General features: G+C 68.6%; 15 protein-coding genes and 1 tRNA gene. 5 read left to right on the top strand and 11 right to left on the bottom strand.

Annotated elements, in window-relative coordinates; all coding sequences use genetic code 11:
• Nucleotide 1 precedes the first annotated feature (1 nt).
• The 4 genes from tal (at nt 2) to ABD747_RS07710 (ending at nt 3,715) form a co-directional block, all read left to right on the top strand.
• Nucleotides 2–1,114 carry a transaldolase gene (gene tal / locus ABD747_RS07725; RefSeq protein ID WP_344803068.1) on the top strand — a complete coding sequence of 371 codons (1,113 nt, stop codon included), beginning with the start codon at nt 2–4 and terminating at the stop codon, nt 1,112–1,114.
• Nucleotides 1,111–1,695, top strand: coding sequence for a gluconokinase (locus tag ABD747_RS07720; protein ID WP_344803066.1), 585 nt, complete (start codon nt 1,111–1,113; stop codon nt 1,693–1,695). Before tal ends, ABD747_RS07720 begins: the two co-directional genes overlap by 4 nt.
• 122 nt (nt 1,696–1,817) lie before the next feature.
• The gene (locus ABD747_RS07715) at nt 1,818–2,204 is read left to right on the top strand and encodes a PNPOx family protein (RefSeq protein WP_344803064.1); all 387 of its coding nucleotides are present in this window, start codon (nt 1,818–1,820) and stop codon (nt 2,202–2,204) included.
• 578 nt (nt 2,205–2,782) lie between these two features.
• Nucleotides 2,783–3,715: a hypothetical protein gene (locus ABD747_RS07710; RefSeq protein WP_344803062.1), complete on the top strand. Its 933-nt coding sequence runs from the start codon at nt 2,783–2,785 to the stop codon at nt 3,713–3,715.
• A 118-nt stretch (nt 3,716–3,833) separates the two neighbouring features.
• On the opposite strand, the gene ABD747_RS07705 is transcribed toward ABD747_RS07710, so the two are convergent.
• The 3 genes from ABD747_RS07705 to ABD747_RS07695 form a co-directional block, all read right to left on the bottom strand.
• The gene (locus ABD747_RS07705; protein ID WP_344803060.1) at nt 3,834–4,043 is read right to left on the bottom strand and encodes a hypothetical protein; all 210 of its coding nucleotides are present in this window, start codon (nt 4,041–4,043) and stop codon (nt 3,834–3,836) included.
• Between the two features lie 166 nt (nt 4,044–4,209).
• Nucleotides 4,210–6,264 (bottom strand): cholesterol oxidase substrate-binding domain-containing protein, encoded by a 2,055-nt coding sequence (locus ABD747_RS07700; protein ID WP_344803058.1) that lies wholly within the window; start codon nt 6,262–6,264, stop codon nt 4,210–4,212.
• Between the two features lie 345 nt (nt 6,265–6,609).
• Nucleotides 6,610–6,912, bottom strand: a complete 303-nt coding sequence (locus ABD747_RS07695; protein ID WP_344803056.1) for a nuclear transport factor 2-like protein — start codon at nt 6,910–6,912, stop codon at nt 6,610–6,612.
• Between the two features lie 305 nt (nt 6,913–7,217).
• Here ABD747_RS07695 and ABD747_RS07690 point away from each other — a divergent pair, with 305 nt between their 5' ends.
• Complete coding sequence (locus ABD747_RS07690) at nt 7,218–7,802, top strand: TetR/AcrR family transcriptional regulator (RefSeq protein WP_344803054.1); 585 nt, start codon at nt 7,218–7,220, stop codon at nt 7,800–7,802.
• A gap of 141 nt (nt 7,803–7,943) precedes the next feature.
• Here ABD747_RS07690 and ABD747_RS07685 read toward each other — a convergent pair whose 3' ends face one another.
• The 8 genes from ABD747_RS07685 to ABD747_RS07650 form a co-directional block, all read right to left on the bottom strand.
• Entirely contained in the window at nt 7,944–8,636 is a 693-nt protein-coding gene (locus tag ABD747_RS07685) for a hypothetical protein (protein WP_344803052.1), read from the bottom strand.
• Between the two features lie 633 nt (nt 8,637–9,269).
• Nucleotides 9,270–9,342: transfer RNA gene (locus ABD747_RS07680), tRNA-Ala, on the bottom strand.
• Between the two features lie 243 nt (nt 9,343–9,585).
• Nucleotides 9,586–10,212: a histidine phosphatase family protein gene (locus ABD747_RS07675; protein ID WP_344803049.1), complete on the bottom strand. Its 627-nt coding sequence runs from the start codon at nt 10,210–10,212 to the stop codon at nt 9,586–9,588.
• The gene (gene rsfS / locus ABD747_RS07670) at nt 10,209–10,577 is read right to left on the bottom strand and encodes a ribosome silencing factor (protein WP_344803047.1); all 369 of its coding nucleotides are present in this window, start codon (nt 10,575–10,577) and stop codon (nt 10,209–10,211) included. The genes ABD747_RS07675 and rsfS overlap by 4 nt, the downstream gene beginning before the upstream one ends.
• Nucleotides 10,578–10,599: 22 nt before the next feature.
• Nucleotides 10,600–11,295 carry a nicotinate-nucleotide adenylyltransferase gene (nadD, locus tag ABD747_RS07665; RefSeq protein ID WP_344803045.1) on the bottom strand — a complete coding sequence of 232 codons (696 nt, stop codon included), beginning with the start codon at nt 11,293–11,295 and terminating at the stop codon, nt 10,600–10,602.
• A 16-nt stretch (nt 11,296–11,311) separates the two neighbouring features.
• The gene (locus ABD747_RS07660) at nt 11,312–11,452 is read right to left on the bottom strand and encodes a hypothetical protein (protein ID WP_344803043.1); all 141 of its coding nucleotides are present in this window, start codon (nt 11,450–11,452) and stop codon (nt 11,312–11,314) included.
• An 18-nt stretch (nt 11,453–11,470) separates the two neighbouring features.
• Nucleotides 11,471–12,709 carry a glutamate-5-semialdehyde dehydrogenase gene (locus ABD747_RS07655; RefSeq protein ID WP_344803041.1) on the bottom strand — a complete coding sequence of 413 codons (1,239 nt, stop codon included), beginning with the start codon at nt 12,707–12,709 and terminating at the stop codon, nt 11,471–11,473.
• Nucleotides 12,710–12,734: 25 nt separating this feature from the next.
• Nucleotides 12,735–13,346 (bottom strand): PQ-loop domain-containing transporter, encoded by a 612-nt coding sequence (locus tag ABD747_RS07650; protein ID WP_344803039.1) that lies wholly within the window; start codon nt 13,344–13,346, stop codon nt 12,735–12,737.
• Between the last annotated feature and the right edge of the window lie 155 nt (nt 13,347–13,501).

Genomic DNA, 13,501 nt, shown 5'->3' with positions numbered 1-13,501 from the left:
CATGAGTGATCGGCTGAAAGCCCTCGCCGCCGCCGGAGTATCGGTGTGGTTGGACGACTTGTCCCGCGACCGGTTGACCAGCAACAACCTTGCCGGACTGGTCGCCGGCTCCGCGGTGGTCGGGGTGACCACCAACCCCACCATCTTCGCCGCCGCCCTCAGCCAGGGCACCGCGTACGACGCACAGACCGCCGAGCTGGCCGGCCGCCACAGCAGCGTCGAAGACACCATCAAGGCGCTGACCACGGACGACGTCCGCAACGCCTGCGACGTCCTCACCGCCACGGCTACCGCGAGCAACGGCGTCGATGGCCGGGTGTCGATCGAAGTTGCACCGACCTTGGCCCGCGACACCGACGCGACGATCGCGGAGGCCGTGGACCTGTGGAAGATCGTCGACCGTCCCAATGTGTTGATCAAGATCCCCGCTACAGTGGAGGGGCTTCCCGCGATCACCTCGGTGATCGCCGAAGGCATCAGCGTCAACGTCACGTTGATCTTCTCCCTGGACCGCTACCGGGGAGTGATCGACGCCTATCTGTCCGGGCTGGAACAGGCCGCAGCCAACGGCCACGACCTGTCCCGGATCCACTCGGTCGCATCCTTCTTCGTGTCCCGTGTCGACACCGAGATCGGCAAGCGGCTCGACAGCCTCGGCACCGACCAGGCCAACGCGCTCAAGAGCCGGGCCGCGATCGCCAACGCACGGCTGGCCTATGAGGTGTTCGAGCAAACCTTCGCCGGTGAGCGGTGGGCCGAGCTCGCCGCCCAGGGCGCCAACAAACAGCGGCCCCTGTGGGCCTCCACCGGCGTGAAAGACCCGGCGCTTCCGGACACCTTGTACGTCAGCGAGCTCGTCACCGCCGGCACCGTCAACACCATGCCGGAGAAGACGCTGCAGGCGTTCGCCGACCACGGCGAGGTCTCCGGTGATCGGGTCCGCGGCCGCGCCGACGAGGCCCGCGCAGTCCTCGCCGAGCTCGAGCGCCTCGGCATCTCCTACGACGAGGTCGTCACCGTGTTGGAGGAGGACGGCCTGGACAAGTTCAGCGCATCCTGGAGCGACCTGGTCGACACCGTCCAGGCGGCGCTGGACCAGGCGAAACCCCGATGAGCAGCCCAGCTCGTCCCGCTGCGGCCGCGCGGCAGGGCACCGCTGCTCCCCGCCGTTACGGGGCGGCGGACGCGGCACTGGCACACACTTGGACCGCGATCGTGGTGATGGGGGTCGCCGGGAGCGGAAAGACCACCGTCGCCCTCCAGCTGGCCTCCCGGCTGGGTTGCGCCTTCGCCGAGGCCGACGACTTCCACCCGGCGAGCAATGTCGTCAAGATGAGCGCCGGGATCCCGTTGACGGACGAGGACCGGTGGCCCTGGCTGGCCGAGATCAAGACCTGGATCGACAGCCATCCCGGTGACGCCGTTCTCACCTGCTCCGCGCTGCGCCGCAGCTACCGCGACCTGCTGAGCGAGGCCAATTCTCGGGTCCGGTTCGTTCACCTCGACGGGACCGTCGAGCAACTCAGCACCCGGCTGTCGGCGCGGATCGGTCACTTCATGCCGGCCTCGATGCTCACCTCCCAGCTGGCGACTCTCGAGCGGCTCGACCCGGGCGAGGACGGCGTGGTGATCGACATCGACGCCACCCCCGACGTCATTGTCGAGCGGGCGATCCGAGCGCTGAACATCGGCTGAGGCTCACACCGTCATCGTAGGGCTGTCGCTGGACCCGATCCGATCCTTCTCGCCGACGCTGACGGCTGGCCGACGAGTCAGTGCAGCGCCTCGGCCGGCCCGGCCGGGTGCATGCTTGATCCATGGCCGGCGTACCTCGAGGGGCGAAGCAGTTCAACAAGATCGCGATCCACCTCGCCGGGCACCGATTCCCTTCGGTGTGGGCGGTGCTGCGCCACCGCGGACGCAAGAGCGGCAACGAATATGCGGTGCCGATCGCGGTCATCCCGACCGATTCGACCTTCCTCATCGCCTTGCCGTGGGGCCGCGGGACCGACTGGGTCCGGAACGTGCGATCCGCGGGCATGTGCACGATCAAGTGGAAGGGCGTCGAGTACGAGTGCACGGCTCCGACGTTCGTCGACAAAGCCACGGCCCTGGCCGCAGCCACCGGGTTGACTCGACGCATCCTGCGCCGTGGCGACTTCCCCCACGGTTTCATCCAGCTCGACCGCCGTCCCGCCGGCTAGCGCTCAGGTGTCGAAGGCTGCCTCCGCCCTCCGTCAAGCTCGTGGCGCCCATCAGACCCCATCGGCGTGAACTCAATCGGGACCAAGCGCCTCGCTCCGGTTGCTCGTCAAGACGCTTTCCATCTGTGCAGTGCGGATGGAGCGGCTTTCTGCAGTGCGGCGCCGGGCCGTGCCGGCCGCGTGCCGTCAGAGGCGAGGCACTGCCCATGCTCAGCGACGGCATGAACTACGACCGTCCGGAGTCCTACGAGACGATCCAGACGAGGTCGGCGGCCTGGATGGTGGCATAGCACCACTCCTGGAACCGACCGGCGGCGTCGCTCCAGGCCGGCCCGGACGGCAGGCTGATCCATTGCCCGCTGGTCGAATCGAAGCTGTAGGACGACGCGCCGCCGCGCGCCGGTGGGTCGGACCTGCCGGTACGCCTGGTGGGCCGAGGACGCGAGCATTCCGAAACCGTTCAGCTGCAGAGCTGAACCTCTCGACGGCGATCTGCATCGAGCCTGACCGCGACATCGCTCAGTCGGGGCCGCAGAAATACCTGGCTTGCGAAACCGCCGGGCCTCACAATCGTCGCCATGAAACGGCTGGGCGGAGTGACCAGGATGATCGGGGTGGCGTCGAGCCTGTTGTTGGTGACGGCGTGCTCGACCGGATCGGGCAGCGGAGGCGATGACAGTCCCCCGCCGCCGCAACCGGTCTCGGCGAAGGAGTACGCGACCATGCTGACCGGCGCGCTCGGACCACTCGACAAGGCCCTCGACGGCCTGGCCACCGCAAACGCGTACAAAGGGCTGGATGACCGGGTCAGCGCGGTCGAGACGGCCACCCGGCAGGCCGCGGACAAGCTGACGCCCGTCCAGCCGCCCGCAGAGCTATCGAGCCAGCACACCCAGCTCGTGGCCGCTTTGCAAGCGTTCGAGAAGGAGGTCGGGGGCGTCGGCGAGCAGATCAACGACCGAGTCACCTGCACCGGCGGAGCGGTCCGGGCAGACCTGGGCGATGCGAAGGCGACGGCCGGACTGCGAGCGGCGATCGGTGCGGCAGTGGCGCGGTTGCCCGGCACCAAGATCGCCGTGTCCCTGCCGGCGGCCGATCAGCAGGTCGATGCGCGTCCGTCGAACGGGAAGCTCCTTCGGTCGCGAGGCCTCGACGGCGAAGGACTGTTGACGATCGACAACGGCGGTTCCTCCGACGCCGTCGTCACCATAACGAAAGGACGCAAGCCCACCGCCGCGGTGTATGTCCGCAAGGGCAAGCAGTACACGGTCAAGGAGATCCCGGACGGGACGTACGCGGTCTTCTTCACCGGCGGCACCGACTGGGACGGCAAGGCACGCGCCTTCGGCCACAAGTGCGCGTTCCAGAAGTTCGACCAGAGTCTGGGGTTCCGCACCACACGGACGACCACCCAGACCTTCTACCAGACGTATCGCATCACGCTGCAGCCCGTGGCGGGCGGCACCGCCAAGACCGATCAGGTGGACCCGGACCGCTACCCGAACGAGTGACGGAATCGCCGGGGAGCGACTGCGACGCAGGGTCGATCAACATCACGCCACGTTGATGAGCACGCCGCCACCCTCATGGGGCTTGATCATCTCGCGGCTCTCGACGGCAATGAGACCGTCAGGAAGCAGCCGACCTGCCCTCGGCAACGTCCCGATTCGACACCATCGCTCGACGCTCCGCCAGTTCCGCCTCCACCTCGGCGATGAATTGCTCGATGTGGTTGGCTGCCACGGCTGCCTCGGCACGCATGTGCCGCAGTTCCTCGGTGGTGCACCGACCTACCGGCACCTTGATCCCTCGCCAATCTCGGATCGTATGAACGCTCATCGTGCCCTCCTTCCAACCGAACAGAGACCTGGATGAAGTGCGTTGATACGACGGCGTCCGCCCGCCCAACGGTTGACCGCTTACGCGCTGACGGGGCAGCGGTGTCACTATGTCCGGCGTCGAGCGGCTCGGGAGAGCCTGGGCGGCTAGCGCCGTTGGGTCTTGATCATGGCGAGGCGTTCGAGGACGCACCGTCGAGACTCGCCGCGAAGAGCTGATCGAGGAAGGAGTTGGTGAAGATCCCGCCCGCATCGTGAGCGGCCAAGACGCTGCTCTCGTACGCCCACGTGTCCGCGCTGCTGCGGCCCTCGGTGAGCGCATTGCGGACATAGGCGATGAACGTCGCGTCCGTCCACGGTCCGCTGTCCGCGGTGTAGGCCCAACCCTTCGACCACTCCGGCAGCACCCGCCCGATGGCACCGGTGAAGTGGGCGAGGAGTTGCTGCTCGAGTTCGTGGTAAAACGCGTTCGAGTCGGTCGTGCCGGGGATCGTCAACACGTCGAACCACACGGCGGTGTCCCAACCGTTGGTCCGGTCGGTGTCGTCCATCGACAGTGCAGAGATCACCGGGCTCTCGGCTCCGGCAACCCCGACGCCGATCGGATCATCGAGCGCCGTGACCCGGAGCTCGAGCGCGGAGTTGACCGGATAGCTGCGCAGCGACGCGTACGCGCTCAGCAGGTTGTTGAACATGGTGGTCAGGTCGTGCACCGTCTGCTGGACGGCGTCGCGGCGGATGTGGATGGCGTAGCCGTTGGCCGTCACCCGAAGGGTCGTGTCCTGGATGTACAGCAGCGTGTTCTTCGACGGTCCCCAGATGTCCCGCGAGACCGGGTAGGTGCCGGAGATACCGGCCCAGTTCTTCCCGTCCAGCCCGTTGGCGGTGATCCGGGCGGCCGTCTGGCCGATCATCGGAGTGAACCACGGCTCACCGTTCAGCACCAGCGCGATGAAGTGCTGGAGCTCGTCGGGGACGTGGTCGGCGAACGGATAGTTGTACGGCGCGTCGACCGCGATCGAGCTCGCGGGCTTGGTCGGTGCGACCTGCCATAGATGAAGCCACGGGTTGTCACTGAACGGGAACCAGATGACCTCGACTCTGCCGTTGCTCTGCAGGAACTGGGCAAACGAGTTCGGCGGCGTCGGTGCTCCGGGCTGCGGGGCCGCGAAGATCGTCGTGCCCGGCAGGTCGGTGATGCTCTGGCAGCGCAGGTTGTAGTTGTCGATCACCTGCAGCGTCGCGCCGAGCACCAGGCAGCGGCCCAGATGGGTGAGCAGCGCCTTGCACTCGGGATCGCCGCGCTCGATCGTCTTGACCTGGTAGCCGGCGGACGGGTTCGAGGGATCGGTGCAGACGACGGTGAGATCGAGCACCTGGTTGCTGATCGAGCCATAGCTGGCCGCAAAGGCGTCCTCGGGCGGCGTGGGCACGGCGGTGCCGTGGGCACCGATCGCCAGCGTCCCGCCGAGGGTGAGATCGCCGGGAGCGGGCGTATGCGGAAAGGCGAAGCCCGGGGCGGATCCGTGCCCACCCTCCTGCTGCTCGAGGAACTCCAGCAGCGCCAGCATGGTCACGCCGGTGCCGGCCCGGACTCGGGTCGGAAGTCCGTCGGAGGCGGCCAGCAGCTGGGTCGAGGCGAACCCCTTCGTCAGATCGATCAGCAGGATCGGCCTGGTGTCCGGTTGGGTGGGCAGGGTGAAGGGAGACCATCCGTGGGCCACGCCACGGGGCCGCACCCGATAGCCGTGGTTGTGTGCCCAGGTGCAGACTGCCGCCACGTCGTCCGGCGTTCGCGGAGCACAGGTGGGCACCGCGGCGGCGGTGATCTGCTGGTCCCAGTTGCGATACGGCAGCAGGTTCAGCGGAACGTCCGTCGGGAAGTCGGGGAGGTCGGGTCGGCCGCTCGGCGGATCGACTCCCTGCGGGGTGACGACCCAGGTCCACACGGTGCCGGTCGCCTCGTACTTTGCGGTCTGGTTGTTCATGGTGAGCACCACCGGCTCGGGCGGCGGCGGCGGTTGGGACCGGCCGTCGGCTTCGGCGATGAGCTGCGGACTGAACACCGAACCTTCCGGGCACGGCAGCTGGGCCAGGTCGTACGTCGACGACTGCCACTTCATCAGTGTCACCGGAGGCGAGACGAAGGGACCGGAGACGGCGCTGAAGTCGAACGTCACCCAGGCCGAATTGGCCAGACAGATCCGTTGTGCTGCGATCATGACGCTGTTCCTCTCGATCTGGCCGCAACGACTCCGGGGACCGACGAACGAGCCGGGCCGCTCGATGCCAGCACCCGATTGCGGGGCTGGGGCGGATCCATCCGACATACTCCCGACGGAACCCGAAGTAATCGCTGGGATCAGCATCGCGGATCTGCGGGTGGTTTGTCACCACGTCATTCGCCGGCCGACTCGACGCCGGCACGTCGAGCGGGGATGGACCGGAGGTCGGCGCTACGTCAACTCGACAGCAGCGCCAGCCGGCCGCCATTGGCGCGCGCGGCTCTGTGGCGACACCGGCGATACCCGCGGTCCGTCGCAACGCGCTCGCCGGACTGGGGTTGTTCACCCGCCCTCTGCAGGTGATGCTCGGACAGGGCCGACGGCTCGGTCCATTGCTTCGCCGGCTGCGTTGCCGCAGCTGCGTTCACACGTCGGCAGCGGCCCGCGGCGGGAGTCCCACTCCGCACTGCGCTCGGTGTCCTCGTAGTCCTCCCAGACGACCAGTCGGCCCCATCGGAGCTCCAGAAAGGCAATCGCCCGGTTGGTGTAGACGTCGGTGCCGTCGCCGGCGACCGCGAAGTCATGGAGCCGGATCGCGACCCGGGTCCGCCACGGCGGGCCCGTGACCAGGATGTCCTCGATCACGAACTGGATCCGCTGCTCGACGAACGCGTCGGCGAACGCGCGACACTCGTCGAGCCCGCGATGGGGTGTCGTGCGGCAGACGACCCTTCACCACCGGCCGGAACATGCGGGACCACCGGTTGTCCCCAGGGAACCGCAACACGACATCGGGCACAGCCAGGCCGAGTAGGGCGCTCGGATCGCCGGCGTTGAGCCGGTCGACGCCGTGCCGGATGAGTCGACGGACGATCGCTGCGTACACCATGCGCGGCTCCTCTTCACTAGAACGATCACTCTAGTAGAGCGACTGTTCTAGCATCAAGACCATGGCTGACACACGCCAGCGGATCCTGACGGCCGCGACCGACCTGATGCGCTCCCGCGGCTACCGCGGCACCGGCCTCAAAGACATCACCACCACCGCGGTCGCGACGACCGGATCGCTGTACCACTTCTTTCCCGGCGGCAAAGAGGAGCTGGTCTGTGCGGCGATCCGGGTAGACGGCGCCGCCCACGAAGCCCTCTTCCTCGACCTCGCCGGCCAGGCCAGCACCCCGGGCGAGGCGATCGCCGCCTTCTTCAGCCAAGCGGCGGACATCCTCGAGGCGACCGACTACGTCGATTTGTGCCCGATCGGCACCATCGCGGGCGAGATCGCGAGCACCAGCCCCCAGATCCGTGTCGCCTGCGACGACGTGTTCGCCGGATGGCAGAGAATGATCACCACCGAGTTGGCCGAGTACGGCCTCGACGTCGGTGACGCGACCGAGCTCAGTGCAACTGTCGTGGCGGCACTGCTCGGCGGCTTCCTGTTCGTCCGCACCCGACGCTGCGGTACACCACTGCGAGACGCCGGCCACCACCTCCGCGAACTCATCGACCACCGCCTCGCGTCCACACGGAGCCCGTGACGGTGCCGCAGCACCGTCCACACCGCATCGACCACGACGACGCGGACCAGCTGGCGTCGATCGACGAGGACGACTCGCACGCGTCGCGCCGGTCACCGGCCGGTGCCGACGGCAAACACCCCGATCACGAAAGTCCCGAGCTCATTCGTACATGATGTATTCGGGCCGCGGGCGCAGGGCCAGCACTTCTCGCGGGTTCATCAATCGGCCTCCGTTTCGGCGGTCTTCGGTGAAGAACAGTTTGAATCCCGCGTGCACGTGTCGCGGCGTGCCGCGGTTGACCAGCCGATACGTGTCCACCTTCGGACCCGGCGCGCCGAGGCCGTCGACGGACTTGATCAAGACCACGCCGGCGTGCCCCGTCACAGCGTTCTCGTGGCGGACCACACTGCGTGCGACCTGATGGTAGACAAGAACCTTCTCCGGGAGGTGACGAGCTCGAACGATCTCGGCAAGGTAATCCGCGACGTCGTTGAGTTCCGCGCCCGTGGTGTGGCCGTAGGCGTGGCCGGGGATCTGACCGGCGTCCATGGCCCACTCCGGATCCAGCGCGATGCCGACATCGGCCTCCTGCAGCCACTTCCGATAGGCCTTGACCTCCGCCAAGAAGTCGGCACGGCCGGGCTGGATGTTCAAGAGCAGCAGCGCGCGGTGCCGTCGGGCAGCTCGAAGGTAACGCCCGATCTGGTCATCGGACATCCGTGTTCGGTACTTTCCGTCGTCACCGGGACTGTCGTGCACCACGGTGGTGATCACCTCGAGGACGGGCAAGATGTCGCGACCTGCGCGATAAGGCTGTGCTCGCTTCTCCAGCTCGGCGACCCGCTGATCCAACGGACCGGTGCCGAGCCTGCCGAGGCTCGCTGCTCCGGTCACCCCGGCATAGCCAACCAGCCGGTACCGCGGAAAGATCGCCTGTCCACCACGGGGCAGTTCCTTCGAGCCCGCCGCCGGTCGGCTGGCTGGCGCGTCACCGGCCGAACTCGCCGTCGGAGCAGGGGTCGAAGCTGCGGTCGAGTTGGCGGACTCAGGGGTTCTCGATCCGGAGACCGGATCGGGCCCAGCGCCGGGGCTCGTGCCACAGGCGGCGACCAGGACGGCGACGAGGACGATCTGACCGATCGCGCTCCTCCGCATGTATACCTCCGCGCATCGACATCTGCTGATCCGGGGCTCTACCCACGCCTGCACGATCGAAGCGTTGCTGCTCAGCCTGGCGCTCAGCTCCTGGGACTCAGCACACGTCGTCCGGCGTCAGGTCGGTCGAAGACGCACAGGCCGCAACGGGTGCCGATGCCGACCGGCCTGTCGTGCCGTGTCGGCGGTGACCTCGGCCACCACCTACGGCTTGCTCGACCACACTGGCAGACTTCGTGGGCTCTCGGATGGACCCGCAGAGGTCCTGCGTTCGATTCGGCCGCCTCGGACGCGAGGCTGGCAGCTGTCTTTGACAAGGCCGAACAGGTGTGGAGCTATGGGGATTCGAACCCCAGACCTCTTCCATGCCATGGAAGCGCGCTACCAACTGCGCCATAGCCCCTCGATGCGTCCGGCCGGGATCTCCTCGACCGAGCGCTTGGACGATGTTACCGGCTCGCCGCCTAGACGTGAAATCGACAGCCCGGCCGGAATCGACCGATTCTCGCCCGACGATGCGGCGTTCCCGTTCCGCCCGACGCCGACGTTGAGCAGGTGCGGTCAGCTGGCCCGCCTACGTCAGCACGGCGTTCGAGGTGGATTGAGCGATCGCGCCCTCCGACCGGCTCAGGGCGGACGGGGAGCCTCAGGAGCGCGGAGCCGTCACGTTGTAGTCGCTGATCCGCCAGTAGTCGCCGGTGCGGTGCCGTTCGACGCTGATCCAGCCGCAATTGTGCAGGCTGCCGAGGGCTCGCCAGCAGTCGTTCGGCAGCCCGACCAGCTGGGCCACCCCGACCTTGCCGGCCAGCCCGTGCATCACCACGACCACCGTCGAACCCGGCTCGGCCCGGGCACCGATCTCGGCGAGCGCCTCCGACGCCCGGGCGGCGACCTCGGCGACGGTCTCGCCGGTCGGCGAGCGACGTACGTCCTCCCCCGCCAGGTAGGCCTCGGCGTCGGGCGGCGACATCGTGGCCAGCGCCTGCTCGATCGTGAGGCCCTCCCACGACCCGACGCTGATCTCGCGCAGCCGCGGATCGGTCCGCACCGCAACCGCGGTCAGCCGAGCGAGCGGCTCCGCGGTCTGCCGGGCCCGGGACAGGTCACTGGAGACGATCTCGGCCGGCGCCAGCTCGGCCAGCACCTCCGCCGCGCGTTCGGCCTGGGCGACCCCACGCTCGTCCAGCGGGATGTCGGCCTGCCCCTGGAACCGGCCGCTCGCGTTCCAGGCCGTACGTCCGTGCCGGAGCACGACCAGCTGTGCAGCCGTCATCGGCGCACGTCCACGCCGAGCTCGATTCGCGGGCAGTCGTGCCACAACCGCTCCAGCGCGTAGTACTGCCGCTCGTCGCTGTGCTGAACGTGGACCACCAGCTCGAGATAGTCCAGCAGCACCCAGCGCAGTTGCCGGTCCCCCTCGCGCCGGACCGGCTTCGCGTCGACCTCGCGCAGCGCCTCCTCGATCCCGTCCACCACGGCGCCGACCTGCCGCTCGTTCGACGCGGTCACCACCAAGAACACGTCGGTGATCGCGAGCTGCTCGGAGACGTCGTACGCCACGATGTCGGTGCCCAGCTTGTCCGCGGCCGCGGCCGCGGCGATCCGGGTCAGCGCGAGCGCCTCCTCCGACGCCGTCATCGAGGTTCCCCGACGGTGATGATCACGATCTGTCGTCCTGTCCTGCTCGGTGGTCGTGGCTCACGGCCCGGTAGAGGCCGCGCTTGGCGATGTATTGCACGATGCCGTCCGGCACCAGATACCAGATGGGCTCGTCGATCATGACCCGCTCCCGGCACGCGGTCGAGGAGATCGCCAGGGCCGGCACCTCCATCAGCGTGATCCGGTCGGCGGGCAGGTTCTCGATCGAGGGCTCGTGCAGCTCCACCCCCGGTCGGGTGCAGCCGACGAAGTGGGCCAGCTCGAACAGCCGGCCGACGCCCCGCCAGGTGAGGATCTGCGCCAGCGCATCGGCGCCGGTGATGAAGTACAGGTCGACGTCCGCGCCGCGCTCGGTCTGCAGATCGCGCAGGGTGTCGACGGTATAGGTCTCCCCCGGCCGGTCGATGTCGACCCGGCTGACGGTGAACCGTGGGTTCGAGGCGGTCGCGATCACGGTCATCAGATAGCGGTCCTCCGCCGCGCTGACCCGGCGATCGGCCTTCTGCCAGGGCTGACCGGTGGGCACGAAGACGACCTCGTCCAGACCGAACACGGCGGCCACCTCGCTGGCCGCCACCAGGTGCCCGTGATGGATCGGGTCGAACGTGCCACCCATCACGCCCAGGCGGTAGCGCCGGTCCGGCGACGAGGGGCGGCGGGCCAGCCCGGTCGCGCCGCTGGGTGCGTGTTCGGTCAACAGAGGTGGTGGCGTCCTAACTGTGCGGGCGGCCCTTGCCGATGGCCAGTGTGACCAGCATCATGATCGCCAGGATCCCGAAGGCGAGCAGGCCGTAGCCCCACGCCGGGATCGGGAGCTCGTTGACCTCGGTCTCCAGCGCTACCAGTGCCCACATGCGCCGCAGCCTATCGCGTCAGCCGCGGACCTGGCCCGAGCCGGTCACGACGTACTTGGTGGAGGTCATCTCCGGCAGGCCCATCGGGCCGCGCGCGTGCAGCTTCTGGGTGGAGATCCCGATCTCCGCGCCGAACCCGAACTCACCGCCGTCCACGAACCGGCTGGACGCGTTCACCAGCACCGCCGCGGCGTCGACCTCGGCGCTGAACCGAGCGGCCGCACGCTGCGAGTCGGTGACGATGGTCTCGCTGTGCCCGGTGGAAAAGCGCCGGATGTGGGCCAGCGCGTCGTCCAGGGAGTCCACGACGGCGGCCGCGATGTCCAGCGAGAGATACTCCGTAGCGAAGTCGTCCTCGGTCGCCGGGACCACGGTGCCGTACGAGGCCACTCGTTCGTCGCCGTGCACCGTCACCCCGGCGCCGGCCAGCGCCTCGAGCGCCTGCGGTACGAAGGTGGGCGCAGCATCGGCGTGCACCAGCACGGTCTCGATCGCGTTGCAGACGCTCGGTCGCTGGACCTTCGCGTTCACCAGGATGGCCAGCGCCATGTCCTGGTCGGCAGAGGCGTCGACGTACAGGTGGCAGTTGCCGACGCCGGTCTCGATCACCGGGACCTGCGAGTTGCGCACCACCGTGTCGATCAGCCCGGCGCCGCCACGCGGGATCAGCACGTCGACCAGGCCACGCGCCGCCATCAGCTCGGCGGTGACCTCCCGCGGACCCGGCACGAGCTGGATCGCGTCCGCGGGCAGGTCGGCCTCGATCAGACCGGCCTGCAGCGCCACGACGACAGCGGCGTTGGAGCTGGCCGCGCTGGACGAGCCGCGAAGCAGCGCCGCGTTGCCGGACTTCAGGCAGATACCGCCGGCGTCGGCGGTGACGTTCGGCCGAGCCTCGTAGATGATCCCGACCACACCGAACGGGACCCGCACCTGACGGATCTCCACCCCCTGCGCCGTGGTCCAGCCGCGGACCACGTCACCGACCGGGTCGGGCAGCCCGGCCAGCTGGCGCAGCCCGTCGACCATGCCGGCGATCCGGTCCGGGGTGAGCCGGAGCCGGTCGATCAGCGCGGCGCTGGTGCCGTTTGCCTCGGCCCGGTCGACATCCTCGGCGTTCGCTTCCAGCACCGCGGTCTCGGCCTTCGCCAGCGCATCGGCCATCGCCTCCAGCGCCGCGTCCTTCCTGGCCCGGCTGGCCTGGGCCAGCACGATCGAGGCGCTGCGGGCGCGTTCAGCCTGTTCTGCGACGGTCACAAGGGCTCATTCTAGGCCGGCAGCCTCAGGCGGAGAGCTGCGCGAGCCGGGCGCGGACCAGGCCGTAGCGGCGCAGCGCGCCCCAGGCCAGGTTCAGCAGCATCAGGGTGCCCAGGGCGGACGCGCAGAGGATGATCGAGACCTCGCCGGCCAGCGTGCCCCAGCTCAGCCAGAGCACCTGGTTGACCACGTTCAAGATCAGGAACGTCAGCGAGACCGCCTGGACGTTGGTCGAGATCACCAGCGCGCGGAACTGGGCCAGCTGGGTGAAGGCCGACGGCACCAGCGCCGCGATCGCGAACACGACCGGACCGGTCCAGACGTCCAGCCCGACCGAGACCGCTCCCAGGGCCAGCCCCGGCGCCAAGGTGGCCCAGGGCGAGAGCCCGCGCTCGACGATCAGCCGGGACAAGATCACCAGCGTGATGATCAAGTAGCAGAGGTTGGGCAGCCAGATGTTGGCGTGCCCGGTGATGAAGCCGTGGACCAGCCAGGCGATGTTCGCCCCGAGCGTGGCCTGCCACGCGGGCGCGGACAGCCCGGCGGTGGTGCGGGTCTGGAACAGACGGATGACTTGGGGCAGCGCGACGCCGGCGCCGAGCACGGCGGCGGCCCAGCCCAGGGCCTCGATGAACACTTGTCGACTGACTTTCTACGGCGAGCGCCGCGGACGCTGGTGGCCGGGACGGGTCGTCCGTCCTCGGAGGTGAAAAAGGGCGCGCGGCACTGCGCGGAAGATGGTGGGATCGTGCCGTCTGACCGAGTTCATCGGGGTTCGGACAGGAGAATCGT

Source organism: Microlunatus ginsengisoli (assembly GCF_039537205.1).
Classification (GTDB): Bacteria; Actinomycetota; Actinomycetes; order Propionibacteriales; family Propionibacteriaceae; genus Microlunatus; species Microlunatus ginsengisoli.
Note: the sequence above shows the minus strand (reverse complement) of the source record. Positions and strands in the feature narration are given on the sequence as shown.